The following is a 25654-nucleotide window of genomic DNA, read 5'->3' as shown; positions in this document are numbered from 1 at the left end:
TGTCAGTGAAGAAAGCGGCGATTGTACCCTGGCACTTCCGGGGAGGCACAAAAAATAAAGGCCAGCAGAGCTGGCCTTGTGCAGGGAAACGGGGCTTATTTTTCTTGCAGGCCCAGTTTCTTCTCCAGGTAATGGATGTTTGTTCCACCGTGCTGGAAGTTTTCGTCGTTCATGATGCGGGTTTGCAGATCAACGTTGGTTTTGATGCCGTCGATGATCAACTCCTGCAGGGCGTTACGCATACGGGCCAGCGCCACGTCGCGGTTTTCGCCATAGCAGATGAGCTTGCCGATCATGGAATCGTAATACGGCGGTACGGTATAACCGGCGTAAATATGCGATTCCCAACGAACGCCAAAGCCGCCAGGCGCATGGAAGCGCGTGATTTTACCCGGGCTTGGCAGGAACGTGTTCGGGTCTTCGGCGTTGATACGGCATTCGACCGCATGGCCTTTGACCACGACTTCTTCCTGTTTGATAGAGAGCGGCTGACCGGCAGCGATACGCAGCTGCTCTTTGATAAGGTCAACGCCCGTGATCATCTCGGTCACCGGATGCTCTACCTGAATACGGGTGTTCATCTCGATAAAGTAGAACTCGCCGTTTTCAAACAGGAACTCAAACGTACCCGCGCCGCGATAGCCGATATCCACACACGCTTTCGCGCAGCGCTCGCCGATATAACGACGCAGTTCCGGGGTAATGCCCGGCGCTGGCGCTTCTTCGACGACTTTCTGGTGACGACGCTGCATAGAGCAGTCGCGTTCCGCCAGATAGATAGCGTTGCCCTGACCGTCCGCCAGCACCTGAATTTCGATGTGGCGTGGGTTTTCCAGGTACTTCTCCATGTAGACCATATCGTTGCTGAAAGCGGCTTTCGCTTCCGCTTTGGTCATGGAGATGGACTGCGCCAGTTCAGCATCGCTGCGCACAACGCGCATACCGCGACCGCCGCCGCCGCCGGATGCTTTGATAATCACCGGGTAGCCGATGCGTTTCGCATGGGCGCGGTTCTTATCCATATCGTCGCCCAGCGGGCCGTCAGAGCCCGGTACGGTCGGTACGCCCGCTTTTTTCATCGCGGTGATCGCGGACACTTTATCGCCCATCAGACGGATGGTGTCAGCTTTCGGGCCAATGAAGATAAAGCCGGAGCGCTCAACCTGCTCGGCGAAGTTGGCGTTCTCAGAGAGGAAGCCATAACCCGGGTGAATAGCTACCGCGCCAGTAATTTCAGCGGCTGCGATGATTGCCGGGATGTTCAGATAGCTTTTGACTGACGGCGCCGGACCGATGCACACGGTCTCGTCAGCCAGCAATACGTGTTTCAGATCGCGGTCCGCAGTGGAATGCACAGCAACGGTCTTGATGCCCAGTTCTTTACAGGCACGAAGAATACGCAGTGCGATTTCGCCGCGGTTAGCGATGACAATTTTATCCAGCATGTTCGCCTCGTTATTCGATGACAACCAGCGGCTCGTCAAATTCTACTGGCTGACCGCTTTCCACCAGGATCGCTTTCACAACGCCTGCTTTGTCGGATTCGATCTGGTTCATCATTTTCATCGCTTCAACGATGCACAGGGTGTCGCCCACGTTGACTTTCTGGCCTACTTCCACAAACGCTTTCGCATCCGGGCTCGGGGTACGATAGAAGGTACCAACCATCGGGGAACGTACGATGTGACCACTGACTTCTGCGGCAGCCGGAGCTTCCATCGCCGGAGCGGCAGCCGGAGCAACAGCGTTAGACAGGGCCGGCTGGGGCTGCATCATTGGCGCGGCATACGCCTGCTGCATCATCGGGAAGCCCGTATTAGCCGGGGAACGGCTGATACGTACAGACTCTTCGCCTTCAGAAATTTCCAGTTCAGCGATGCCTGATTCTTCAACCAGCTCGATCAGTTTTTTAATCTTACGAATATCCATGAGTGGGTTCCGTACTCTTGTTTAGTGTGATTGTGACAAGCGTTTGACCGCCGTCTGTAAAGCATAGGTATAGCCGTCGGCGCCTAAACCGCAGATGACGCCGGCTGCGATATCTGAAAGGTATGAATGATGCCGGAAAGGCTCTCGTGCGTGCACATTGCTCAGGTGGATCTCGATAAACGGGATATTCACCGACAGCAGCGCGTCGCGCAGCGCCACGCTGGTATGCGTAAACGCGGCCGGATTGATCAGGATATAGTCAATCTTGTCTTTAGCCTGATGAATTCGGTCGATAAGGGCATATTCAGCGTTGGATTGCAGGTGATCGAGCGACACATTCAACTGCTGCGCGACAGCGGCGAGTTCGTTAACAATTTGTTCCAGCGTCTGTGTGCCGTACTTCTCCGGCTCACGGGTGCCCAGCATGTTAAGATTCGGGCCGTTCAAAAGCAAAATGTGAAATTTCTCGGTCATCCTGGCGCTATCTCCTGCCATCTTCCGGTAAATGTCAAAATATACCTTCATCGTCTGGTTGTCACCCGTCGGCGAGTAAAAAGCCCCGGCTGAAAAACCAAAGTCGCACATTATAACGATTTCGTAGCATTTGGCAGCTAAATACTGGTCTTATCAGGGAAGATTATCAACCACCCTCAGGAAAACGTTATCGGGGAATAACAGAAGTGCGGGAAAACGCACATAAACGCGTCACGTTCGCCACCATTGACGCAACTTTTTGTAGCGCCATGCCAGCAGGAGAATCGCGCCCAGCGCGTAGAGCATGGGTTGCGGCGACAGGATCTTCACTGACCACAGATAGTGAATCGGCGCGAGTATCGCCACCAGATAGATGAAGTTATGCACCGTTTGCCACCGGCGACCGAGTTTTCGCTGCGCCGCCTGGAAAGAGGTCAGCGCCAGCGCCAGCAGAATAAGCCAGCTGATAACACCGAGTGTCAGGTAGGGACGCGAGACCAGCTCGCTGCCCAGCAGCGACAGATTGCTCAGCCCCAGCTCCAGCAGCGAATAGCTCACCAAATGCAGCGTCGCCCACGCAAAGCACCACAAGCCCAGCAAACGCCGGGTGCGGATAAGCAACGGTTGCTTTAACAGGCGGGTCAGCGGCGTTACGAGCAACGTGGCAAGCAGCAGTTTTAGCGCCATTCTGCCGGTAAAATGCTGGATATCTTTCGCCGGATCGGCGCTGAATAAGCCCTGGCTTGCGGCATAGAAAAGCCACAACAGCGGTAAAAAGGCGGCGAGATGCAGCGCCACTTTCAGCCAGGTAATCTGTTTTGCTGTTAAACGCACTCAGAAGTTCTCCCGCAGATCGAGGCCTTTATAGAGCGATGCCACCTCGTCGGCGTAGCCGTTGAACAGTAGCGTCGGCTGGCGCTTCACATCCAGCACGCCGCCCGCGCCAATCACGCGCTCGCTGGCCTGTGACCAGCGCGGATGATCGACATGCGGATTCACGTTGGCGTAAAAACCATATTCATCCGGCGCGGCAAGGTTCCACGTGGTCGGCGGGCGTTCGCGAGTCAGCGTAATGCTGACTATCGACTTAATGCCTTTAAAGCCATATTTCCACGGTACGGTCAGACGCACCGGCGCGCCGTTTTGCGGCGGCAGCGCTTTGCCGTAAACGCCGGTTGTCAGCATTGTAAGCGGGTGCATCGCCTCATCGAGCCGCAATGCCTCGACATACGGATACTCAAGCCCGCCGCCGATAAAGCGGTCTTTCTGGCCCGGCATAATCTCGGGCGCGTACAGCGTCTTGAAGGCGACATATTTCGCGTTGCTGGTGGGCTCCACCAGCGCGAGCAGCTTATGCAGCGGAAAACCTATCCACGGCACGACCATCGACCAGGCTTCGACGCAGCGCATCCGGTAAATGCGCTCTTCCAGCGGAAACTTTTTGGTGAGGTCGTCGTGATCCAGCGTCAGCGGCTTCGCCACTTCTCCGTCAATCTTCAGCGTCCACGGATTCGTTTTCAGGACACCGGCGTTTGCGGCAGGGTCGGCTTTATCCAGCCCAAATTCATAGAAGTTGTTATAGCCCGTAACTTTGTCTTCCGGCGTCAGGTCAAGTTTCGCCTGATACTGCGCGGGCCGCGAGAAATCAAGCGGCGCGCCGGCGGGCGCTTTGGGACGGTCATTTCCTTTAAACCAGGAGAGCACATCCGCGTGGGCGGCAGTGGGCAGCGAGAGCGCCGCAGTAGTAATGCCCAGGGCTTTGAGCACCTGACGGCGCTGCATAAAGAAAGCCGACTCGGCGGTGACATCGGCTTCGGTTAAACGACTGACTTTTTTCATGACCGGCTCCGCAATAACGACACGTAACGCTACGCCTTAATCATGACAGGGCACAAGTCAGCCTGCGAGTGGAGAGGTTAATTATCTGTAAATAAATTTTAGCTTAACGAATTTTTACCAGCGTCCGGCCCTGCGCGCGGTTGTTGATAATCGCCTCGGCGAAGTCAGGGGCCTGGTCCAGCGTGATTTCGGTGGCGCTCTGCTCATAAAAGGAGGCTGGCAGATCGCGCACCAGGCGCTGCCAGGCTTCGAGGCGGCGCGGCGCAGGCGTCATAACGGAATCAACGCCCTGCAGGCGCACATTACGCAATATAAAAGGCATCACCGTGGTCGGCAGCGCAAAACCGCCCGCCAGACCGCAGGCCGCCACGCAGCCGCCGTAATTCGTCTGCGCCAGCACTTTCGCCAGCACTTTATCGCCGACGGTGTCTACTGCACCCGCCCACAGCTGCTTCTCCAGCGGGCGGCTTTCGGCAAACTCGTCGCGGCCGACAATACGGCTGGCGCCGAGTCTTCTCAGATAATCATGTGTACTTTCGCGCCCGGAGACGGCGACAACCTGATACCCCAGGTTATGCAGCAGCGCCACCGCCGTACTGCCCACGCCGCCGCTTGCGCCGGTGACGAGCACTTCGCCGCTTTCCGGGCGCACGCCTGCCTCTTCCAGGGCCATCACGCACAGCATCGCCGTAAAGCCCGCCGTGCCGATAATCATCGCCTGACGTCCATCGAGTCCCTGCGGCAGCGGCACCAGCCAGTCGGCTTTCACGCGCGCCGTTTCGGCAAGGCCGCCCCAGTGGTTTTCGCCAACGCCCCAGCCGGTCAGGAGCACCTGCTGGCCCGGCGTAAAGCGCGCGTCAGCGCTCTCGCGCACAACACCCGCGAAATCGATGCCCGGCACCATCGGAAACTCGCGAATGATTTTGCCTTTGCCGGTGATGGCCAGCGCGTCTTTATAGTTAAGGCTCGACCAGTCGATATCGACCGTGACTTCTGCCGGCGGCAGCATCGCTTCTTCTATAGGTTTTACACCGGCCAGCGTTTTGCCGTCCTGCTGTTCGAGAAGTAAAGCCTGCATGTTAACGCTCCTTAAAAACGACTTAAGTGGGGAAAATCATTCCTGAGGACTATACTCGCATATTGAAACGTTATGCCGATTTGCCGCAAGAAAACTGCATAGCCGCTCAACCATTTCTGGTAGTATGCGCGGTTCGAACTCAAAGTTAGTACTCACTTTCCACCTGTTCATTAGCGTGAAGAACCGAAAGGCGGTTCCCCCGCGTGACATCCAACCACGGAGTTAACACAAGGATGCGCTTAACGACGAAATTCTCCGCCTTTGTCACGCTGCTGGTCGGTATGGCGATGCTGGTGACGCTGCTTGGCTGCTCACTGAGCTTTTTTAACGCCATTCAGCATAAAGTGACGCAGCGTGTCGCGTCAGTCGCGTCCGTGGTAGATAACGAACTGGTTTTTCAGTCGCCGCAGATGATGCAGCACCGCCTGGATGAAATGATGGTGCCGCTGGATATCGTGCTGATTGAGTTTGAAATGGGCGGTAAAATCGTTTTCAGCCATGCGAGACCCGAAAGCTATCGGGAATCCACGCTTCAGACCCGCGCCCGCCACCTCTCTGTTCCTCTCATTAAACACCCTGGCATGACGCTGCGTTTAACCTGGCAGGATCCGCTCGCCAACTATTATCGTTCTCTGTTGACTACCGCGCCGTTGACGCTGGCATTCGCGCTGATGGTCATCCTCATTTATATCTCCGTGCGCTGGATCAAGCGCCAGCTCGCAGGGCAGGAACTGCTGGAAGGCCGCGCGGTGCGCATCCTCAACGGCGAGCGCGGCGCCAACGCGCGCGGCAATATTCACGAATGGCCCAGCCACGCCAGCAGCGCGCTGGATGTATTGCTGACCGAATTACAGCGCGCCGGGGAGCAACGCAGTCGTATGGATACGTTGATCCGCGCCTTCGCCGCCCAGGATGCCAAAACCGGGCTAAGTAACCGTATTTTCTTTGATAACCAACTGGCGACGCTGCTGGAAGAGCAGGAGAACGTCGTGACGCACGGCGTGGTGATGATGATCCGCCTGCCGGATTTCGACATGTTGCGCGAGAGTTGGGGCAAAAGTGCCGTTGAAGAGTATCTCTTCACGCTTATCAACATGCTTTCTACCTTTATCATGCGCTACCCGGGCGCCCTGCTGGCCCGCTATTTCCGCAGCGATTTCGCCGTACTGCTGCCGCACCGCACGCTGAAAGAAGCCGACAGCATCGCCAGCCAGTTGCTTAAAGCGGTCGGGACATTGCCGCCAACCCGGATGCTCGACAGCAGCGATATGCTGCACATCGGCATCTGCGCCTGGCGCAGCGGGCAAACGACCGAACAGGTGATGGAGCATGCCGAAGTGGCCGCCCGCAACGCGGTATTACAGGGCGGCAACGGCTGGGCGGTCTATGACAGTTCGTTGCCGGAAAAGGGGCGCGGCAATGTGCGCTGGCGTACGCTCATCGAAAACGCGCTGCAACGCGGCGGCCCGCGCTTTTATCAAAAGCCTGCCGTCTTGCGGGATGGTTATGTTCATCACCGCGAGTTGATGTGCCGTATCTTTGATGGCGAAGAAGAAGTGCTGGCGGCGGAGTATATGCCGATGGTGCAGCAGTTTGGCCTGGCTGAGCAGTACGATCGTCAGCTGATTACCCGCGTCCTGCCTTTCCTGCGCTTCTGGCCTGACGAAACCCTTGCGCTGCCGGTCACTGTCGAGTCGCTGATTCGTCCGCCGTTCCAGCGCTGGCTGCGCGACACCTTGATGCAATGTGAAAAATCGCATCGAAAACGCATTCTTTTTGAACTTGCCGAGGCAGATGTTTGTCAACACCTCAGCCGTTTACAGCCGGTGGTGCGTTTAATCAGGGCGCTTGGGCTTCGCATTGCGGTGGTGCAGGCGGGATTAACGGTGGTCGGCACGGCCTGGATTAAAGCGCTGGATGTCGAAATCATCAAGCTACATCCGGGGCTGGTGCGGGATATTAACAAGCGCACCGAAAACCAGCTTTTTGTACAGAGTCTGGTGGAAGCGTGCAACGGAACGCAGGCGCGGGTTTTTGCCGGCGGCGTCAGAACCAAAAGTGAATGGCAGACGCTGGTCGAGCGTGGCGTAACGGGAGGTCAGGGCGATTTTTTTGCTGCCTCGCAACCTCTCGATACTAATGTGAAAAAATATTCGCAAAGATACTCGGTTTGACCTGCCGTTTAACTTGTTTTCACGTAGAATAACGCGCGCTGCATCTTAAGGGGGCGCACGCCTGCCGGCCAGAGTGTCGCAGCATATTAACGCAGGCTTTAACTCTTCACGTATAAGACGTCGTCGGGCCAGCAACGCTCGCGAAATCGCCAGCCGGAAAGTCCGGGGCGACGACGGTTTAACAGAAGAAAAGCCGCACTAATTTTCACCGATGCAGAACATTTTTTGCGCCTTGTCGCTGCTTCGTGTGGTTGGTAAAGTAAGCGGATTTCGTTTTCCGCCCCAGCTTTCAGGATTATCCCTTAGTATGTTTAAAAAATTTCGTGGCATGTTTTCCAATGACCTGTCCATTGACCTGGGTACCGCGAATACCCTTATCTATGTAAAAGGGCAAGGCATCGTACTGAATGAGCCTTCCGTGGTCGCCATTCGCCAGGATCGTGCCGGCTCGCCGAAGAGCGTCGCCGCGGTAGGTCATGAAGCGAAGCAGATGCTTGGCCGTACGCCGGGCAATATCGCCGCTATCCGCCCGATGAAAGATGGCGTGATCGCCGATTTCTTTGTCACGGAAAAAATGCTCCAGCACTTCATCAAGCAAGTGCACAGCAACAGCTTTATGCGCCCGAGCCCGCGCGTACTGGTGTGTGTGCCGGTTGGCGCCACGCAGGTGGAACGCCGCGCGATCCGCGAATCCGCACAGGGCGCAGGCGCCCGCGAAGTTTTCCTGATTGAAGAGCCGATGGCGGCCGCGATTGGCGCGGGCCTGCCGGTGTCTGAAGCGACCGGTTCTATGGTGGTGGATATCGGTGGCGGTACGACCGAAGTGGCGGTTATCTCCCTGAACGGCGTGGTGTACTCCTCCTCCGTGCGTATCGGCGGCGACCGTTTTGACGAAGCCATCATTAATTATGTACGCCGTAACTACGGCTCGCTTATCGGTGAAGCCACCGCTGAGCGTATTAAACATGAAATCGGCTCCGCCTACCCGGGTGACGAAGTGCGCGAAATCGAAGTTCGCGGCCGTAACCTGGCAGAGGGCGTACCGCGCGGTTTCACTCTGAACTCCAACGAAATTCTCGAAGCGCTGCAGGAACCGCTGACCGGTATCGTCAGCGCCGTTATGGTCGCGCTGGAACAGTGCCCGCCAGAACTGGCTTCCGATATCTCCGAGCGCGGCATGGTACTGACCGGCGGCGGCGCGCTGCTGCGTAACCTTGACCGTTTGCTGATGGAAGAGACCGGCATTCCGGTCGTGGTGGCGGAAGATCCGCTCACTTGCGTGGCCCGAGGCGGCGGCAAGGCGCTGGAAATGATCGACATGCACGGCGGCGACCTGTTCAGCGAAGAGTAACAGCCGCAGGAAAGGGCAACTCAGGTTGCCCTTCTTGTTGGTTTGGGAATACGCATAGCCTATGAAGCCAATTTTTAGCCGTGGCCCGTCGCTACAGATTCGCCTTATTCTGGCGGTGCTGGTGGCGCTTGGTGTCATCATCGCCGACAGCCGCCTCGGTACGTTCAGTCAGATCCGGACGTACATGGACACCGCCGTCAGTCCTTTCTACTTTATCTCCAACGGTCCACGTGAATTACTCGACAGCGTCTCGCAAACGCTGGCGTCCCGCGATCAGCTTGAGCTGGAAAACCGGGCGCTGCGGCAGGAGCTGCTGCTGAAAAACAGCGAAATCCTGATGCTTGGTCAGTACAAGCAGGAAAACGCGCGTCTGCGCGAACTGCTCGGCTCGCCGCTGCGTCAGGATGAACAGAAAATGGTCACGCAGGTGATCTCGACCGTTAACGATCCTTACAGCGATCAGGTCGTGATTGATAAAGGCAGCGTCAACGGGGTCTATGAAGGCCAGCCGGTGATCAGCGATAAAGGCGTGGTGGGTCAGGTCGTCGCCGTGGCGAAGCTTACCAGCCGCGTGCTGCTTATCTGCGACGCGACCCATGCGCTGCCTATCCAGGTGCTGCGTAACGATATCCGCGTGATTGCCGCCGGTAGCGGCTGCACTGACGATTTACAACTGGAGCACCTGCCTGCGAATACCGACATTCGCGTCGGCGACGTACTGGTGACCTCCGGTCTCGGCGGCCGTTTCCCTGAAGGGTATCCGGTTGGCGTGGTCTCGTCCGTGAAGCTCGACACCCAGCGCGCGTATACCGTCATCCAGGCGCGTCCGACGGCGGGTCTGCAACGTCTGCGTTATCTGCTGCTGCTCTGGGGCGCCGATCGCGAAGGCGCCAACCCGATGACGCCGGAAGAAGTGCATCGCGTGGCGAACGAACGTCTGATGCAGATGATGCCGCAGGTGCTGCCATCGCCGGATGCCATGGGGCCGCCAGCGCCTGCTGCGCCTAATGCCAGTTCTTCCACCGCGGCGCCGTCTGGCGGCGCGTCTCCCTCACCCGGAGGGCAGTAGTGGCGAGCTACCGTAGTCAGGGGCGCTGGGTTATCTGGCTCTCCTTCTTAATCGCGCTGCTGTTGCAGATTATGCCCTGGCCGGATGCGATTATCGTTTTCCGGCCTAACTGGGTTCTGCTTATTCTGCTGTACTGGATCCTCGCGCTGCCGCATCGCGTAAATGTCGGCACGGGTTTTGTGATGGGTGCCATACTGGATCTGATCAGCGGCTCTACGCTGGGGGTTCGCGCCCTTTCACTGAGTATTATCGCCTATCTGGTCGCGCTGAAATTTCAGCTTTTCCGTAACCTGGCGCTCTGGCAACAGGCGCTGGTCGTCATGCTGTTGTCGCTGGCCGCGGATATTATCGTCTTCTGGGCGGAATTCCTGGTTATCGATGTCGCTTTCCGGCCGGAAGTCTTCTGGAGCAGCGTCGTGAATGGCGTGCTCTGGCCGTGGATATTCCTGCTGATGCGCAAAGTACGCCAACAGTTTGCTGTACAATAAAGGACAGATATGACAGATCTTTATCTCGCTTCGGGCTCGCCGCGTCGTCAGGAGCTGCTGGGAATGCTGGGCGTTACGTTTGAACGCCTGGTGCCGGGAGTCGAGGAGCAGCGCGCCCCACAGGAAGTGCCGCAGGATTATGTCACCCGACTGGCCCGCGACAAGGCCCGCGCTGGCGTGGCGCTGGCCACGCGCGATCTCCCGGTGCTTGGCGCGGATACTATCGTCGTGCTGAATGGCGACGTGCTGGAAAAACCGCGCGACGCCGCTCATGCGGCAGAGATGCTACGCAGGCTCTCCGGACAAACGCATGAGGTAATGACCGCTGTCGCGCTGGCCGATAAACAGCGCGTGCGCGAGCGTCTGGTCATGACCCGCGTAACGTTCAGAGCGCTGACGGCGCGGGATATCGCCGCGTATGTTGAGAGCGGCGAACCAATGGATAAAGCGGGCGCCTATGGTATTCAGGGGCTGGGCGGCTGTTTTGTCAGACGTATTGAGGGAAGCTACCACGCGGTGGTAGGCCTTCCGCTGGTAGAAACCTGGGAATTGCTGAGCGAATTCAACTCACTGCGTGAGGGATAAACAACATGACGGCTGAATTGTTGGTTAACGTTACCCCGTCGGAAACCCGGGTGGCGTACATTGATGGCGGGATTTTGCAGGAAATTCACATTGAGCGTGAAGCGCGCCGCGGGATAGTAGGCAATATCTACAAAGGTCGGGTCAGTCGCGTTCTTCCGGGAATGCAGGCGGCATTTGTAGATATTGGCCTCGATAAAGCCGCGTTTCTTCACGCCTCCGACATCATGCCGCACACCGAATGCGTGGCGGGCGACGAGCAGAAAAACTTCACCGTCCGCGATATCTCCGAGCTGGTGCGTCAGGGGCAGGATCTCATGGTGCAGGTGGTCAAAGATCCACTTGGCACCAAAGGCGCCCGCCTCACGACCGACATCACGCTGCCGTCACGCTATCTGGTCTTTATGCCGGGCGCCTCGCACGTCGGCGTCTCGCAGCGTATTGAAAGCGAAACCGAGCGCGAGCGCCTGAAACGCATCGTGGCGGATTACTGCGACGAGCAGGGCGGCTTTATCATTCGTACCGCTGCCGAAGGGGTGTGCGAAGAGGATTTATCCTCCGATGCCGCCTACCTGAAACGCGTCTGGACCAAAGTGATGGAGCGCAAAAAGCGCCATCAGACGCGCTATCAGCTTTACGGCGAACTGGCGCTGGCCCAGCGCGTGCTGCGTGATTTCGCGGTCGCCCAGCTTGACCGCATCCGCGTCGATTCTCGTCTGACGTATGAAATGCTGCTGGAATTCACGGCGGAGTATATGCCGGAGATGAACTGCAAGCTTGAGCACTATAGCGGTCGCCAGCCGATTTTCGATCTCTATGACGTTGAGAATGAAATCCAGCGCGCGCTGGAGCGCAAAGTGGAGCTGAAATCCGGCGGCTATCTCATCATCGATCAGACCGAGGCGATGACGACGATTGATATCAACACCGGCGCGTTTGTCGGCCACCGTAATCTCGACGACACCATTTTCAACACCAATATCGAAGCGACGCAGGCGATCGCCCGCCAGCTGCGCCTGCGCAACCTGGGCGGCATTATCATCATCGACTTTATCGATATGAGTAATGAAGATCACCGCCGCCGCGTACTGCATTCGCTTGAGCAGGCGCTGAGCAAGGATCGCGTGAAGACCAGCATCAACGGCTTCTCGCAGCTCGGCCTGGTTGAGATGACCCGTAAACGGACCCGTGAAAGTATTGAACATGTGCTGTGTAATGACTGTCCTACCTGTCATGGCCGCGGCACGGTGAAAACGGTAGAAACCGTCTGCTATGAAATCATGCGCGAAATCGTGCGTGTGCATCATGCTTATGACTCTGACCGTTTCCTGGTTTACGCGTCGCCTGCCGTGGCCGAAGCGCTGAAAAGCGATGAGTCCCATGCGCTGGCCGAGGTGGAGATTTTCGTCGGTAAGCAGGTTAAGGTGCAAATTGAACCGCTCTACAATCAGGAGCAGTTCGACGTGGTCATGATGTAGCGCGCAGCGGTCGACTGTGTGAGTGAAAGTACCGCCGCGGCGGCTGACAAGGAGAGAAGGGTGAGGCGACTGCCGGGCATTTTGCTACTCACAGGCGCAACGCTGATTGTTATCGTCGCACTGATGGTGAGTGGACTGCGGCTCGCGCTGCCACATCTCAACGCCTGGCGTCCTGCGCTGCTGGAGAAAATTTCCAGCGTGGCCGGCGTTCCGGTGCAGGCAAGCCACGTAGAAGCCGCCTGGCAGACGTTCGGGCCGACGCTTGAAGTGCGCGATATTAACGCGCCGCTTAGCGACGGCGGCAGCTTCTCGGTTAAGCGCGTGACGCTCGCGCTGGACGTCTGGCAAAGCCTGCTCCATTTTCGCTGGCAGTTCCGCGATCTCACCTTTTACCAGTTGCAGGTGCGTACCAATACGCCTATCAAGCAGAGCGAAGGCGGCAATCCTCTCGAAGGCAACAAGTTTAGCGATCTCTTCTTCCGGCAGTTCGATCACTTCGATCTGCGCGACAGCACCCTCAGCTTTATTACGATCTCCGGCCAGCGCGCCGAACTCGCCGTACCTCAGTTAACCTGGCTCAACGGCAAAAACCGTCATCGCGCCGAAGGCCAGGTTAGCCTCTCAAGCCTTACCGGCCAGCATGGCGTAATGCAGGTGCGTATGGATCTGCGTGACGACAACGGCCTGCTGAACCGCGGCACGGTCTGGATGCAGGCGGACGATGTGGATGTTAAACCCTGGCTGGGCCAGTGGATGAAAGACAACGTCGATCTCACCAGCGCGCAGTTCAGCCTCGAAGCATGGATGACGCTGCGCGACGGCGACGTGGCGGGCGGCGATATCTGGCTGAAGCAGGGCGGCACCACCTGGCGCGGCGAAAATCGTAGCCACCGGCTCTCCGTTGATAATCTTACCGCGCATATCAGCCACACCGACGACGCCTGGCAGGTCGCCATCCCCCAGACGCGAGTCACTGTCGATGATAAACCCTGGCCTGCGGGCTCGCTGAATCTGGCCTGGCTTGCCGGTCAACCCGTCGACGGCGATAAAGTGCGGCGCAGCGACGAACTGCGCGTGCGCGCCAGCAACCTTGAGCTGAGCGGGCTGGAAGGATTTCTGCCGCTCGCGACCCGGCTTGCGCCGTCGCTGGGCGACGTCTGGGGCAGCACGCGCCCGAAAGGGAAAATCGACGCGCTGGCGCTGGATATCCCGCTCCAGGCGACTGACAAAACCCGTTTTCTCGCCCGCTGGAGCGATCTCTCCTGGCAGCAGTGGAAACTTCTGCCGGGTGCGGAGCATTTCTCCGGCTCGGTATCCGGCACGCTGGAGCATGGTCAGGCGACGGTGAACATGACCGATGCCCGGATGCCGTATCAGAGCGTGTTCCGTGCGCCGCTGGAGATTGCGCGTGGCGCGGCGACCTTTGACTGGCGCAAGAACGCGGAAGGCTTCACGCTTGCCGGTAAAAATCTCGACGTACAGGCGCATTCCCTGTGGGCGCGCGGCGATTTCCGCTATCAGCAGCCGAAGGACGGCCAGCCGTGGCTGGAAATACTGGCAGGCATTCAGACGAACGATGCCGCGCAGGCCTGGCGTTACTTCCCGGAAAACCTGATGGGCAAAGATCTTGTCGATTACCTGAGCGGCGCGATTCAGGGTGGCCAGGTGGAGAACGCCACGCTGGTCTATGTCGGCAACCCGCAGCACTTCCCGTATAAGCAAAACGACGGCCAATTTGAAGTCTATGTGCCGCTGCACAACGCGACCTACGCGTTCCAGCCGGACTGGCCCGCGCTGAAAGATTTCGCCATTAATCTCGATTTCCGAAACGACGGGCTCTGGATGGCGGCGCCGCAGGTCATGCTTGGCGGCGTGACGGGTAACAACCTGACCGCCGTTATCCCGGACTACTCGCAGGAAAAACTCTTTATCGATGCCGATATCGTCGGACCGGGTAAAGCGGTCGGGCCTTATTTTAAAGATACGCCGCTTGCGGATTCGCTGAGTACGACGCTTGATGAACTCCAGCTCGACGGCGATGTGAATGCTCGCTTACATCTCGACATTCCGCTTGATGGCACCATGACGACCGCCAAAGGCGATGTATGGCTGCGCAATAACGCGTTGTTTATTAAACCGCTAAACAGCACGCTGCATAACCTGAACGGTAAATTCAGCTTCGTGAACGGCAATTTACAGAGCGAACCGCTGACGGCGACCTGGTTTAACCAGCCGCTGAATGTTGATTTCTCCACGCGTGAAGAACCGAAAGCCTATCAGGTGGAAGTGAATATGAACGGCGACTGGCAGCCCACCCGCACTGGCCTGTTGCCGAAGCCGATGAACGACGCGCTCAGCGGCAGCATTCCCTGGAACGGTAAAGTGGCGATTTCGCTGACCTATCATGCCGGCGTGAATTATCAGGTCGATATTTCCGGCGATCTGAAGAATGTAAGCAGTCACTTACCTGAGCCAGTCGATAAAGCCGCTGGAGAAGCGCTGCCCTTTAACGTTCGCGCTAAAGGCGACCTGAAAAGCGTTGACGTGACCGGCAACGCCGGGGCGGAAAACCATTTCAACAGCCGCTGGCTGCTGGGCCGTAAGCTGACGCTGGATCGCGCTATCTGGGCGACGGACAGCCGTACCATGCCGCCGCTGCCGGAAAACCGCGGCCTCGAGCTGAATCTCCCGGCAATGGACGGCGCGCAGTGGCTGGCGCTGTTTAACCAGGGCGCGGCGCAGAAGGTCAGCAGCACGACGCTGTTCCCGGAAACCATAACGCTGCGCACCCCGGCGCTGACCTTCGGTGGACAGCGCTGGAACAATCTCAGTGTGATGACAAAACCGCAGGCGGGCGGCACCGAAGTATCCGCCCAGGGCCGCGAAATTAACGGCCGCCTGCTGATGCGTGACGGCGCGCCGTGGCAGGCGAATATCGATTATCTTTATTACAACCCGAGCCACGCGGATGAAGCAGCGTCGGTATTGACCGGCGCGTCCGGGCAAAAAACGCAGGCCGTGGATTTCAGCGGCTGGCCGAATCTGGCGCTGCGCTGCGCCGAGTGCTGGCTGTGGGGGCAGAAATATGGCCGTATCGATGGCGATTTCACCATCAACGGCGATACGCTGTCGCTCGAAAATGGCCTGCTGGATACCGGCTTCGCGCGCCTGACCATGCAGGGCGAATGGGTCAACCGCCAGGATGCCATGCGCACGTCGGTGAAAGGCGTCCTGAAGGGCAAACAACTCGATGCGGCGACCAGTTTCTTCGGCGTGAAAACGCCGCTCCAGGGATCGTCATTTAATGTCGATTACGATCTCCACTGGCGCGACGCGCCGTGGAAACCCGATGAAGCCTCGTTAAGCGGCGTGCTGCATACTCGCCTCGGCAAAGGGCAAATCGCCGATCTTGGCACCGGACACGCCGGGCAACTGCTGCGCCTGCTGAGCTTTGACGCGCTGCTGCGCAAGCTGCGCTTTGACTTCAGCGACACCTTCGGCGAAGGTTTTTATTACGATTCGATTCGCAGTACGGTGTGGATCAAAGACGGCATTATGCATACCGAAGATACGCTGGTGGATGGCCTGGAAGCGGATATCGCCATGAAAGGCTCCGTTAACCTGCCTGCCCGGACGCTGGATATGGAAGCCGTCGTGGCGCCGGAGATTTCAGCGACGGTCGGCGTGGCGGCGGCATTCGCCGTGAACCCGATTATCGGCGCGGCGGTATTTGCCGCCAGCAAAGTGCTCGGCCCGCTGTGGAACAAAATCTCCGTACTGCGCTATCACATCACCGGACCTGTCGATAAGCCGCAAATCAACGAGGTGATGCGCCAGCCGCGCGCGCAAGCGGCGCAATGATTTGACGCCGCGGCGGAATTACCGCAAGCTCGCCTGATAACCTTTTTCATTGCCCGTACGGGCAGGACCAAGAGAGTAGCAAACAATGAGTCTGAACCTGGTAAGTGAGCAGCTACTGTCTGCCAATGGCCTGAGCCATCAGGATCTCTTTTCCATCCTGGGCCAGCTTTATGAGCGCCGCCTGGATTACGGCGATCTTTATTTTCAGTCCAGTTATCACGAATCCTGGGTTTTAGAAGACCGCATCATTAAAGACGGCTCTTACAATATCGACCAGGGCGTCGGCGTGCGCGCCATCAGCGGCGAGAAAACCGGCTTCGCCTATGCCGATCAGATTAGCCTGCTGGCGCTGGAGCAGAGCGCGCAGGCCGCGCGCAGCATTGTGCGCGAGCAGGGCGAAGGGCGCATCAAAACCCTGAGCGGCGTGGAATATTCGCCGCTCTACACCACGCTCGATCCGCTGCAAAGCATGAGCCGTGAAGAGAAGCTCGATATTTTACGCCGCGTCGATAACGCCGCGCGCGCCGCGGACAAGCGCGTGCAGGAAGTGAGCGCGAGCCTGACTGGCGTCTATGAACTGATTCTGGTGGCCGCCACTGACGGCACGCTGGCGGCTGACGTGCGGCCGCTGGTGCGCCTTTCTGTCAGCGTACAGGTAGAAGAAGACGGCAAGCGCGAGCGCGGCTCCAGCGGCGGCGGCGGTCGTTTCGGCTATCAATGGTTTATGGAAAATACCGACGGCGAAGTGCGCGCCGAAGCCTGGGCGAGAGAAGCGGTGCGTATGGCGCTCGTCAACCTGAGCGCCGTGGCGGCGCCTGCCGGTACGTTGCCGGTGGTGCTGGGCGCGGGCTGGCCTGGCGTGCTGCTGCATGAGGCGGTCGGTCATGGTCTGGAAGGCGACTTCAACCGTCGCGGCACCTCGGTTTTCAGCGGCCAGATGGGCCAGCTGGTGGCGTCTGAGCTGTGTACCGTGGTGGATGACGGCACGCTTGCCAATCGTCGCGGTTCGCTGGCGATTGATGACGAAGGCGTGCCGGGTCAGTACAACGTGCTGATCGAGAACGGCATCCTGAAAGGCTATATGCAGGATAAGCTGAACGCGCGCCTGATGGGCGTCGCGCCGACCGGCAACGGCCGTCGCGAATCCTACGCGCACCTGCCGATGCCGCGTATGACCAACACCTATATGCTGGCTGGCAAGTCTACCCCGCAGGAGATTATCGAGTCCGTGGAGTACGGCATCTTCGCGCCGAACTTCGGCGGCGGCCAGGTGGATATCACCTCCGGTAAGTTCGTCTTCTCGACTTCAGAAGCGTATCTCATCGAAAACGGTAAAGTGACGAAGCCGGTAAAAGGCGCGACGCTAATCGGCTCCGGCATCGAGGCGATGCAGCAGATTTCGATGGTGGGCAACGACGTGAAGCTGGATAACGGCGTCGGTGTTTGCGGTAAAGAAGGCCAGAGCCTGCCGGTAGGCGTTGGTCAGCCAACGCTCAAGGTGGATAATCTCACGGTCGGCGGTACGGCATAAGCGTGGTGTTTCGCCCCTCCGCTGGCGAGGGGCGAGGCATTCAGGCGTGGCTCTCTTTTCCTTTCCCGTTTCTTCCCCGCATCTCCTGGTATACCTGCGCCACTTTCACGAAATAATCATTAAGCGCGTTAATGCAGACCTGCACCTTAAGCGGCAGCTTGTCCTTTTCGGTATAGAGCGCGTACACCGGTCGCGGATCGGACTGGTAGCGCGGAAACAGGATCTCCAGCTCGCCGCTGTTGATCTCATCGATCACCCACATCAACGGCACATACGCAATGCCTGCGCCAGCCTTCAGCCAGCGGGAAAGCGTCATCGGATCGTTGGTGACAAAACGCCCCTGCGGCAGCAGTCGGGTGGAGATGCCTTCCGGCGCGATAAGCTCAAATTCATTGTCGGGACGCACACTATATTCAAGCCATGAATGGTTGGCGAGATCGGCGGGCTTTTCCGGCGTGCCCGCCTGGGCGAGATAGCTTTTGGCGGCGCAGACGACCATCGGCATCGAGCCAAGGCGCCTGGAAAACAGACTGGAGTCCTGGAGCGCGCCGACGCGGATCACTACGTCCAGCCCATCGGCTATAAGGTCCGGCGCCGGAATACCGGTCACCAGGTTGACCGATAGTCCTGGATAGTCACGCAGCATACCGGCAGTCAGCGAAGCCAGCACATTTTGCGCCATGGTTGAAGAGCAGCCGATCCGCAGCGTGCCGATCGGGCTATTATTAAAGGCGTATAACTGTTCGTGCACTTCCTGTACTTCATGCAGCATACGACGGCAGCCCTGGTAGTAAATCCGGCCTGCCTCGGTTAAGCCAATACTGCGGGTGCTGCGGTTTAACAGCTTGACCTGCAACTCATCTTCCAGTTTCGATACCGTCTGACTGATAGAGGAGACGCTCATCTCAAGCTGCCTGGCGGCGCTGGTAAATGAACCCAGCTCCACCACTTTGGCGAACACCGACATTCTTTTTAGTCGTTCCATTATTCACTCTGGCTTAAAAGTGATTTAGATCACATATCATAGATAACTTACTATCAGTTACGCTAATATATTATTTCCAACATAACTAACACCGCACTCTCGCCCGGCCATTCCAGGCCATTCGTTGCGGAATATAGTTTAAAAATCAATCGCCTGCACGCAAATCAAGGTCAACATGAGTCTTTTTCCGGTCATTGTGATATTCGGTCTTTCTTTTCCGCCGATCTTTTTTGAGCTTCTGCTGTCGCTGGCGATTTTCTGGCTGGTGCGTCGTGCGCTGATCCCGACCGGGATTTACGATTTCGTCTGGCATCCGGCGTTATTTAATACGGCGCTTTATTGCTGTCTGTTCTATCTGCTGTCGCGCTTGTTTGTCTGAGGTTGATGTGAAATTACTAACAACAAAAATCACCCGCACAGCCATCACCGTGGTGCTGGTCGTGCTCGCCTTCATCGCTATTTTCCGCGCCTGGAGTTTTTATACCGAATCGCCCTGGACGCGTGATGCGCGCTTTACCGCCGATGTGGTCGCTATCGCGCCGGATGTGGCCGGGCTTATTACGTCGGTGGACGTACATGACAACCAGCTTGTGAAAAAAGATCAGGTGCTTTTCACTATAGACCAGCCGCGCTACCAGAAGGCGCTGGAAGAAGCCGAAGCCGATGTCGCCTACTATCAGGCGCTGGCGAATGAAAAACGCCGCGAGGCGGGCCGTCGTAACCAGCTTGGCGTCCAGGCGATGTCGCGTGAAGAGATAGACCAGGCGAACAACGTGCTGCAAACCGTATTACATCAGCTGGCGAAAGCTGAGGCGACGCGCGATCTGGCGCGGCTCGACCTGCAACGCACGGTGATCCGCGCCCCGGCGGACGGCTGGGTCACTAACCTTAACGTCTATACCGGCGAATTTATTACGCGCGGCTCCACGGCGGTGGCGTTGGTTAAACAGAACAGTTTCTATGTTCTGGCCTATATGGAAGAGACCAAGCTTGAAGGCGTGCGCCCCGGTTTTCGCGTCGAGATCACGCCGCTTGGCAGCAATAATGTCCTGCACGGCACTGTGGACAGCGTCTCGGCGGGCGTGACGAACGCCAGCAGCACCCGCGACGATAAAGGCATGGCGACCGTCGATTCCAACCTGGAGTGGGTACGCCTGGCCCAGCGCGTACCGGTACGTATTCGCCTCGATAAACAGCCAGGCAACCTTTACCCGGCCGGCACGACGGCGACCGTCGTGGTGACGGGCGAGCGGGATCGCGATCGCAGCCAGGAATCGGCCTTTAACAAGCTGATGCACCGCCTGCGCGAATTCGGCTAATGATGATGGGCTTTTTATCTATCGATCCCCGGCATCTGCGCTTTGCGATAAAGCTCGCCACCGCCATTGTGCTGGCGCTGTTCGTCGGGTTTCACTTTCAGCTCGAAACGCCGCGCTGGGCGGTGCTGACCGCGGCTATTGTCGCGGCGGGCCCGGCGTTTGCCGCGGGCGGCGAGCCCTGGTCCGGCGCCATTCGTTATCGCGGCATGCTCAGGATCATCGGCACGTTCATTGGCTGTATCGCCGCGCTGGTGATGATTATCGGCACCATTCGCGCGCCGGTATTAATGCTGACCCTTTGCTGTATCTGGGTCGGTTTCTGTACCTGGGTGTCGTCGCTGGTGAAAGTCGAGAACTCGTATGCCTGGGGGCTGGCGGGTTACACGGCGCTGATTATTGTCATTACGATTCAGGCCGAGCCGCTGCTGGCGCCGCAGTTTGCGCTGGAGCGCTGTAGTGAAATCGTTCTCGGGATTTTCTGCGCGATTATCGCCGATCTTCTGTTCTCCCCGCGCTCCATTAAAAAAGAGATTGACCGCGAACTGGACGCGCTGCTGGTGGAGCAGTTTCGCCTGATGCAGCTCTGCATGGCCCACGGCGACAGCGAAGAGGTGGATAAAGCGTGGGGCGCGCTGGTGCGTCGTACCGCCGCGCTCGACGGTATGCGGGTTAACCTGAATATGGAGTCATCGCGCTGGGTGCGGGCGAATCGCCGCCTTAAAGCGCTCAATACGCTCTCCCTGACGCTCATTACCCAGGCCTGCGAAACCTATCTCATCCAGAACACCCGTCCGGAGTCGATAGCGCCTGAATACCGCGAGCTGTTTGTCGAGCCGGTGGAAACCGCCGCCGATGTGCACCGTCGCCTGAAGTTCATCCGCCGCGTGCTCTCCTGGACCGGCGAGCACGACACGCCGGTGACGATTTACACCTGGGTCGGCGCGGCCACGCGTTACTTACTACTCAAGCGCGGCGTGATCACCAACGCGAAAATCAGCGCGGTGGAAGACGATGTGCTGACTGATGAAGTGGTGGTTAAAGCCCCGTCGGCGGAGCGTCACCACGCCATGATTAACTTCTGGCGCACCACGGTGTCGTGCCTGTTGGGCGCGCTCTTTTGGCTCTGGACCGGCTGGACCTCCGGCAGCGGCGCGATGATCATGATAGCGGTCGTGACGGCGCTGGCGATGCGCCTGCCGAACCCGCGTATGGTGTCGCTCGATTTCCTCTACGGGATGCTCGCCGCGCTGCCGCTCGGCGCGTTCTACTTCCTGGTCGTGCTCCCGTCGACCCAGCAGAGCATGCTGCTGTTGTGCATCAGCCTGGCGCTGCTCGGCTTTTTTATCGGCATCGAAGTGCAAAAGCGGCGGCTTGGTTCGATGGGCGCGCTCGCGGGCACCATTAATATTCTGGTGCTGGATAACCCGATGACGTTCCACTTCAGCCAGTTTCTCGACAGCGCGCTGGGCCAACTGGTGGGCTGTATGCTGGCGATGATGGTGATTCTGGTTATCCGTGATAACTCGCAGGCGCAGACAGGCCGCATGCTGCTGAACCAGTTTGTCTCGACGGCGGTCTCCTCGCTCACCACCAATAAAGCGAAGCGTAAAGAGAACCATCTGCCTGCGCTCTATCAGCAGCTCTTTCTGTTGCTGAGTAAATTCCCGGATGACGTGGCGAAATTTCGCCTGGCGCTGAATCTCATCATCGCGCACCAGCGACTGCGCGAAGCGCCGGTGCCGGTAAACGACGATCTCTCGGCGTTTCACCGCCAGTTAAGACGCACGGCGGACCGGGTTATTTCTGCTTCCAGCGATGAAAAACGACGCGCGACGTTTCGCCAGTTGCTGGATGAGCTGGCGATCTACCAGGAGAAGCTGCATGTCTGGGCGGCGCCGCAATCGGTTATCGATTCCGTGAAACGGCTGACCGATATGCTCCATAAATATCAGCAGGCGTTTACCAACACGTAATGCCAAAACCGACGCCCAAAGCGTCGGTTTTTTTATGACTATACTTACCCCCATCTACGGAATTTCACGTGCAGGAGGGGACAATGACCGCACAAGCATTTGCAGAACAGGCGTTTTTTAAAACGGGCTATTTTGTTGACGGGACATGGCACAGCGCGCAGGAAACCTTCGACGTGCTGAATCCGGCGACGGGCGAGGTGATCGCGCAGGTCGCGAAAGCGGGTAAAAAAGAGACCGAGGCCGCTATCGCCGCCGCCAGCCGCGCTTTCCCCGCCTGGCGCGCTAAAACCGCCAAAGAACGCTCTGAAATTCTCTATCGCTGGTATCAGCTCATTATCGAAAACAAGCGCGCGCTGGGCGAGCTGATGACGAGCGAACAGGGTAAGCCGCTGAAAGAGGCGGAAGGCGAAGTGGAATACGCCGCGAGCTTTATCCAGTGGTTCGCCGAGCAGGCCAAACGCGCCAACGGCGAAATCATTCCGCCCGTGAAGCCCGGCTCGCGCATTCTGGCGACCCGCGAGCCGGTCGGCGTCGTGGCGGCGATCACGCCCTGGAACTTCCCGATGGCGATGCTGACCCGTAAGCTCGGCCCGGCGCTGGCCGCGGGCTGTACCGGCGTTATCAAACCCGCCAACAATACGCCGCTCAGCGCTTTCGCACTGGTGGCGCTGGCGCAGCAGGCGGGCGTGCCGGACGGCGTGCTCAATGCGGTGGCGGGCAGCACGTCGGAAATCAGCGACGCCATTATGGCAAGCCCGGAGGTTCGCAAAATCTCGTTCACCGGCTCAACCGCGGTAGGCAAAACGCTGATGCGCAATGCCGCCGAGACAATGAAAAAAGTCTCGATGGAGCTTGGCGGCAACGCGCCGTACATCATCTTTGACGATGCCGACATCGATGCGGCGGTGAAAGGCGCTATCGCCAATAAATTCCGTAACGCAGGCCAGGTGTGTGTCAGCGTTAACCGCTTCTATATCCAGGAAGGCGTCTATGACCGTTTCGTTAATCAACTGGCGGAAGCGGTAAAAGCGCTGAAAGTGGGCAACGGTAGGGAAGAAGGCGTTGTCGTCGGGCCGCTTATCGAGCAAGCGGCGGTTGATAAAGTGCGCGAGCATGTGGACGACGCGGTCGCGAAAGGCGCGAAGGTGCTGACCGGCGGCAAACCGCATGCGCTGGGCGGCAATTTCTGGCAGCCGACGGTATTGATTGATGCGAATGAGGACATGAAACTGGCGCAGGAAGAGACATTCGGCCCCCTTGCCGCCTGCTTCAGTTTTAAAACCGAAGAAGAAGTTATCGCGCGCGCAAATAATACGCCTTACGGTCTTGCGGCGTACTTCTACACTCAGAATCTCCAGCGCGTGTTCCGCGTCTCGCAGCAGCTGGAAAGCGGCATGATAGGCGTCAATGAGTGCGCGGTGTCGACCGAAGTGGCGCCATTTGGCGGCGTGAAAGAGTCAGGGCTTGGGCGCGAAGGTTCGGTGCTGGGGCTTGATGAGTTTATGGAAGTGAAAACGCTGCATCTTGGCGGGTTATAAGCGTGAGGGCGGCATCATCGCCGCCCGTAAAACGTGGTGGCGATAATGAAAAGCTATACTTTTGATTTCAGTACGATGGCCAGTCAGCAGGATTTTTATCGGGCGTTTGCTGAAACGTTCGGCATAGCGTCGGAACGCGTGGGCGATCTGGATAGTCTGTGGCAGGTAGTGACGGAAGAAGCGCTGCCGTTGCCGCTGGAAATCGTATTCCTGCATGTGACGGCGGAAGTGAAACGCCGCTTCGGCGCGTTGATTCTGCTGTTTGAAGAAGCAGAAGAGGAGCTGGAAGGTCAGCTCCTCTTCAATATCCGGCAATAGCCATACAGCATTCCCTCAAAAAGGCCCCCGACAGGCAGGGGCAAAAGTCGTCGGAGAAGACGACGAGGGTTTATTTGTACAGTTCTGCCGTGGCGTGCCAGTGATCGCCCTGAGTCAGTTCAGTGATGCGATAGCTGCTTGCGCCTTCTTTTTCTGCTTTAGCGGCCAGTTGCTGACGAACGTCCATCGGCGAGCCGCTCAGCTGCGTCACAGAGACGGAGCCCATCGGCTGGAGATTTTGCGCCTGTTGCGCGTTGACCTGTTGGACTGCGGCGCTCGCACCGAAAGAGAGTACGGATGCAAGGCCCAGAGCAGCGATGGTAAATGTCGTTTTCATCATTCATTCCTCATGCAGGTGTATTCAGCGGCCTTAATGGTTTGCGTACGGTTTTTATCGGACCGCTGAGAGGTTTTACGTGTTAGTCGCGTGGCTTATTACGCTTATTTATAAAGCTCGGCAGTCGCATGCCAGTGGTCGCCAGTACGGGCTTCAATCACGCGGTACGCCGTTGCGCCTTTCGCTTCGGCTTTCTCATTCAGCATCGCACGCAGATCCATCGGCGCCGCATTTACGGCATCAACAGAAACGGTACCAATAGACTGACGGTTCTGCGCCTGTTCTGCGTTGATAGAATCTGCCGCGAAAGCGCCGAAGGACAGCATGGAGAGAAGTGTCAGGGCTGTTACAGTTGATTGGGTTTTCATGTTCTTTTCCTCGTCGTAATTGTTATCGGTGGGGCCTTATTGTGTGACCCTCATCACAAAAACAAGTATACACTAATCACCCAAAAAATTAATACCAACCTAATTATTTACTATGAAACTTTGTTCGCACGATGCATGGTTTTTATTACCGATCATTATAAAAATGACCATGAAAAGTCCGTTTTCTGATTAAAATTTCAATAAATCAATCAGTTGTGTGAAGTTGACGATTTGTGCGGTATTCAGGCTGTGAATCAGGCGAAACCGTAAAAAGAGGTGGATTACGCTGCACACATCATAAAAGAAAGCGGAAATGCGGGGCGGAAAGGGCAACCGCCGGAAGAACCGGCGGCGCAGGGCTTACAGCTCCTGCTCGAACAGCATCAGAATGGCTTCGTAGAGATCTTTCACCGTAAAGCCGCGCGCGGGCGTAGTAAAGATAGTGTCGTCACCGGCGATCGTACCCAGAATCCCTTCCGCTTTGCCAAGCGAATCCAGCAGACGCGCGATAAGCTGCGCGGCGCCTGGGCTGGTGTGAATCACCACCACCGCATCGTTGTAGTCGATATCCAGCACCAGGTTTTTCAGCGGGCTGGAGGTCGTCGGTACGCCCAGCTCAACCGGCAGGCAGTACACCATCTCCATTTTGGCGTTGCGGGTACGCACGGCGCCAAATTTCGTTAACATGCGGGAGACTTTGGACTGGTTGATGTTCTCGAAACCCTGATCCTGAAGCGCCTGGACGATTTCACCCTGGGAGCTAAACTTCTCTTCTTTTAGTAAGGCCTTGAAGGCTTTGACTAATTCTTCTTGTTTTGCGGAGCTACGCATATATCACCCGTATACAGGCCAATAAACAACATTATTATGCATTGTGATGAATTTTTATGCAAATGGTCTGCCTTGCGGCGGGCTGAAATAATGTTATGAAAGAGACGAATTTTATCAAATTACGTTATCGA

The 25654-nt window shown here is 57.5% G+C and carries 23 protein-coding genes; 13 read left to right on the top strand and 10 right to left on the bottom strand.

Translation table 11 applies throughout. The features are described 5' to 3' along the window. Nucleotides 1-95: 95 nt before the first annotated feature. The 6 genes from accC to AB8W27_RS19035 form a co-directional block, all read right to left on the bottom strand. The gene (gene accC / locus AB8W27_RS19060; protein ID WP_007766622.1) at nucleotides 96-1445 is read right to left on the bottom strand and encodes an acetyl-CoA carboxylase biotin carboxylase subunit; all 1350 of its coding nucleotides are present in this window, start codon (nucleotides 1443-1445) and stop codon (nucleotides 96-98) included. Nucleotides 1446-1455: 10 nt separating this feature from the next. Continuing rightward, entirely contained in the window at nucleotides 1456-1929 is a 474-nt protein-coding gene (gene accB, locus AB8W27_RS19055; RefSeq protein ID WP_007766624.1) for an acetyl-CoA carboxylase biotin carboxyl carrier protein, read from the bottom strand. 21 nt (nucleotides 1930-1950) lie between these two features. Beyond that, complete coding sequence (gene aroQ / locus AB8W27_RS19050) at nucleotides 1951-2403, bottom strand: type II 3-dehydroquinate dehydratase (RefSeq protein ID WP_041923103.1); 453 nt, start codon at nucleotides 2401-2403, stop codon at nucleotides 1951-1953. 231 nt (nucleotides 2404-2634) lie between these two features. Further along, nucleotides 2635-3237, bottom strand: coding sequence for a protein-methionine-sulfoxide reductase heme-binding subunit MsrQ (gene msrQ / locus AB8W27_RS19045; RefSeq protein ID WP_012814972.1), 603 nt, complete (start codon nucleotides 3235-3237; stop codon nucleotides 2635-2637). Next, nucleotides 3238-4242 (bottom strand): protein-methionine-sulfoxide reductase catalytic subunit MsrP, encoded by a 1005-nt coding sequence (gene msrP / locus AB8W27_RS19040; RefSeq protein WP_012814973.1) that lies wholly within the window; start codon nucleotides 4240-4242, stop codon nucleotides 3238-3240. It abuts the gene before it with no gap. Nucleotides 4243-4345: 103 nt separating this feature from the next. Then, complete coding sequence (locus tag AB8W27_RS19035) at nucleotides 4346-5320, bottom strand: MDR family oxidoreductase (protein WP_012814974.1); 975 nt, start codon at nucleotides 5318-5320, stop codon at nucleotides 4346-4348. 233 nt (nucleotides 5321-5553) lie between these two features. Between AB8W27_RS19035 and csrD the strand changes: the two genes are divergently transcribed. From csrD to tldD, 8 genes are all read left to right on the top strand, one after another. Further along, nucleotides 5554-7494: an RNase E specificity factor CsrD gene (gene csrD / locus AB8W27_RS19030; RefSeq protein WP_012814975.1), complete on the top strand. Its 1941-nt coding sequence runs from the start codon at nucleotides 5554-5556 to the stop codon at nucleotides 7492-7494. A gap of 307 nt (nucleotides 7495-7801) precedes the next feature. Then, nucleotides 7802-8845, top strand: coding sequence for a rod shape-determining protein MreB (gene mreB / locus AB8W27_RS19025; RefSeq protein WP_004385136.1), 1044 nt, complete (start codon nucleotides 7802-7804; stop codon nucleotides 8843-8845). Between the two features lie 61 nt (nucleotides 8846-8906). Further along, a complete protein-coding gene (mreC, locus tag AB8W27_RS19020) occupies nucleotides 8907-9914 on the top strand; it encodes a rod shape-determining protein MreC (protein ID WP_012814977.1) in 1008 nt (335 codons plus the stop codon). Beyond that, nucleotides 9914-10402 (top strand): rod shape-determining protein MreD, encoded by a 489-nt coding sequence (gene mreD / locus AB8W27_RS19015; RefSeq protein ID WP_004385134.1) that lies wholly within the window; start codon nucleotides 9914-9916, stop codon nucleotides 10400-10402. The genes mreC and mreD overlap by 1 nt, the downstream gene beginning before the upstream one ends. Before the next feature lie 9 nt (nucleotides 10403-10411). After that, nucleotides 10412-10987, top strand: coding sequence for a nucleoside triphosphate pyrophosphatase (locus AB8W27_RS19010; protein WP_012814978.1), 576 nt, complete (start codon nucleotides 10412-10414; stop codon nucleotides 10985-10987). A gap of 5 nt (nucleotides 10988-10992) precedes the next feature. Then, nucleotides 10993-12462 (top strand): ribonuclease G, encoded by a 1470-nt coding sequence (rng, locus tag AB8W27_RS19005; protein WP_012814979.1) that lies wholly within the window; start codon nucleotides 10993-10995, stop codon nucleotides 12460-12462. Nucleotides 12463-12522: 60 nt separating this feature from the next. Then, a complete protein-coding gene (yhdP, locus tag AB8W27_RS19000) occupies nucleotides 12523-16323 on the top strand; it encodes an AsmA2 domain-containing protein YhdP (protein ID WP_041923104.1) in 3801 nt (1266 codons plus the stop codon). 85 nt (nucleotides 16324-16408) lie between these two features. After that, nucleotides 16409-17854, top strand: a complete 1446-nt coding sequence (gene tldD / locus AB8W27_RS18995; protein WP_012814981.1) for a metalloprotease TldD — start codon at nucleotides 16409-16411, stop codon at nucleotides 17852-17854. Nucleotides 17855-17894: 40 nt separating this feature from the next. Here the strand turns inward: tldD and aaeR are convergent, their stop codons facing one another. Next, nucleotides 17895-18839, bottom strand: a complete 945-nt coding sequence (aaeR, locus tag AB8W27_RS18990; protein WP_041923105.1) for an HTH-type transcriptional activator AaeR — start codon at nucleotides 18837-18839, stop codon at nucleotides 17895-17897. 175 nt (nucleotides 18840-19014) lie between these two features. On the opposite strand from aaeR, the gene aaeX reads away from it, so the two are divergent. From aaeX to AB8W27_RS18965, 5 genes are all read left to right on the top strand, one after another. Beyond that, nucleotides 19015-19218 carry a p-hydroxybenzoic acid efflux pump operon protein AaeX gene (gene aaeX, locus AB8W27_RS18985; protein WP_004385128.1) on the top strand — a complete coding sequence of 68 codons (204 nt, stop codon included), beginning with the start codon at nucleotides 19015-19017 and terminating at the stop codon, nucleotides 19216-19218. Between the two features lie 7 nt (nucleotides 19219-19225). Then, nucleotides 19226-20158: a p-hydroxybenzoic acid efflux pump subunit AaeA gene (aaeA, locus tag AB8W27_RS18980; protein ID WP_041923106.1), complete on the top strand. Its 933-nt coding sequence runs from the start codon at nucleotides 19226-19228 to the stop codon at nucleotides 20156-20158. A gap of 5 nt (nucleotides 20159-20163) precedes the next feature. Next, nucleotides 20164-22131 (top strand): p-hydroxybenzoic acid efflux pump subunit AaeB, encoded by a 1968-nt coding sequence (gene aaeB, locus AB8W27_RS18975; protein WP_041924100.1) that lies wholly within the window; start codon nucleotides 20164-20166, stop codon nucleotides 22129-22131. An 83-nt stretch (nucleotides 22132-22214) separates the two neighbouring features. Next, a complete protein-coding gene (locus AB8W27_RS18970) occupies nucleotides 22215-23669 on the top strand; it encodes an NAD-dependent succinate-semialdehyde dehydrogenase (RefSeq protein ID WP_041923107.1) in 1455 nt (484 codons plus the stop codon). Between the two features lie 45 nt (nucleotides 23670-23714). Beyond that, nucleotides 23715-23987, top strand: coding sequence for a hypothetical protein (locus AB8W27_RS18965; protein ID WP_012814986.1), 273 nt, complete (start codon nucleotides 23715-23717; stop codon nucleotides 23985-23987). Between the two features lie 70 nt (nucleotides 23988-24057). On the opposite strand, the gene yhcN (AB8W27_RS18960) is transcribed toward AB8W27_RS18965, so the two are convergent. From yhcN (AB8W27_RS18960) to argR, 3 genes are all read right to left on the bottom strand, one after another. Further along, the gene (yhcN, locus tag AB8W27_RS18960) at nucleotides 24058-24324 is read right to left on the bottom strand and encodes a peroxide/acid stress response protein YhcN (RefSeq protein WP_004385123.1); all 267 of its coding nucleotides are present in this window, start codon (nucleotides 24322-24324) and stop codon (nucleotides 24058-24060) included. Nucleotides 24325-24428: 104 nt separating this feature from the next. Beyond that, nucleotides 24429-24692 carry a peroxide/acid stress response protein YhcN gene (yhcN, locus tag AB8W27_RS18955; protein ID WP_012814987.1) on the bottom strand — a complete coding sequence of 88 codons (264 nt, stop codon included), beginning with the start codon at nucleotides 24690-24692 and terminating at the stop codon, nucleotides 24429-24431. A 360-nt stretch (nucleotides 24693-25052) separates the two neighbouring features. Beyond that, a complete protein-coding gene (gene argR / locus AB8W27_RS18950) occupies nucleotides 25053-25523 on the bottom strand; it encodes a transcriptional regulator ArgR (RefSeq protein ID WP_007766689.1) in 471 nt (156 codons plus the stop codon). Nucleotides 25524-25654: the final 131 nt, after the last annotated feature.

This window comes from Cronobacter turicensis (genome assembly GCF_041222865.1).
GTDB lineage: Bacteria > Pseudomonadota > Gammaproteobacteria > Enterobacterales > Enterobacteriaceae > Cronobacter > Cronobacter turicensis.
Note: the sequence above shows the minus strand (reverse complement) of the source record. Positions and strands in the feature narration are given on the sequence as shown.

Excerpts from the sequence above, each read along its gene's own strand:
- accC (WP_007766622.1), bottom strand. The coding sequence starts at position 1,445 with ATGCTGGATAAAATTGTCATCGCTAACCGCGGCGAAATCGCACTGCGT.
- accB (WP_007766624.1), bottom strand. The coding sequence starts at position 1,929 with ATGGATATTCGTAAGATTAAAAAACTGATCGAGCTGGTTGAAGAATCA.
- aroQ (WP_041923103.1), bottom strand. The coding sequence starts at position 2,403 with ATGACCGAGAAATTTCACATTTTGCTTTTGAACGGCCCGAATCTTAAC.
- msrP (WP_012814973.1), bottom strand. The coding sequence starts at position 4,242 with ATGAAAAAAGTCAGTCGTTTAACCGAAGCCGATGTCACCGCCGAGTCG.
- AB8W27_RS19035 (WP_012814974.1), bottom strand. The coding sequence starts at position 5,320 with ATGCAGGCTTTACTTCTCGAACAGCAGGACGGCAAAACGCTGGCCGGT.
- csrD (WP_012814975.1), top strand. The coding sequence starts at position 5,554 with ATGCGCTTAACGACGAAATTCTCCGCCTTTGTCACGCTGCTGGTCGGT.
- mreB (WP_004385136.1), top strand. The coding sequence starts at position 7,802 with ATGTTTAAAAAATTTCGTGGCATGTTTTCCAATGACCTGTCCATTGAC.
- mreC (WP_012814977.1), top strand. The coding sequence starts at position 8,907 with ATGAAGCCAATTTTTAGCCGTGGCCCGTCGCTACAGATTCGCCTTATT.
- AB8W27_RS19010 (WP_012814978.1), top strand. The coding sequence starts at position 10,412 with ATGACAGATCTTTATCTCGCTTCGGGCTCGCCGCGTCGTCAGGAGCTG.
- rng (WP_012814979.1), top strand. The coding sequence starts at position 10,993 with ATGACGGCTGAATTGTTGGTTAACGTTACCCCGTCGGAAACCCGGGTG.
- tldD (WP_012814981.1), top strand. The coding sequence starts at position 16,409 with ATGAGTCTGAACCTGGTAAGTGAGCAGCTACTGTCTGCCAATGGCCTG.
- aaeR (WP_041923105.1), bottom strand. The coding sequence starts at position 18,839 with ATGGAACGACTAAAAAGAATGTCGGTGTTCGCCAAAGTGGTGGAGCTG.
- aaeX (WP_004385128.1), top strand. The coding sequence starts at position 19,015 with ATGAGTCTTTTTCCGGTCATTGTGATATTCGGTCTTTCTTTTCCGCCG.
- aaeB (WP_041924100.1), top strand. The coding sequence starts at position 20,164 with ATGGGCTTTTTATCTATCGATCCCCGGCATCTGCGCTTTGCGATAAAG.
- AB8W27_RS18970 (WP_041923107.1), top strand. The coding sequence starts at position 22,215 with ATGACCGCACAAGCATTTGCAGAACAGGCGTTTTTTAAAACGGGCTAT.
- AB8W27_RS18965 (WP_012814986.1), top strand. The coding sequence starts at position 23,715 with ATGAAAAGCTATACTTTTGATTTCAGTACGATGGCCAGTCAGCAGGAT.
- yhcN (WP_004385123.1), bottom strand. The coding sequence starts at position 24,324 with ATGAAAACGACATTTACCATCGCTGCTCTGGGCCTTGCATCCGTACTC.
- yhcN (WP_012814987.1), bottom strand. The coding sequence starts at position 24,692 with ATGAAAACCCAATCAACTGTAACAGCCCTGACACTTCTCTCCATGCTG.
- argR (WP_007766689.1), bottom strand. The coding sequence starts at position 25,523 with ATGCGTAGCTCCGCAAAACAAGAAGAATTAGTCAAAGCCTTCAAGGCC.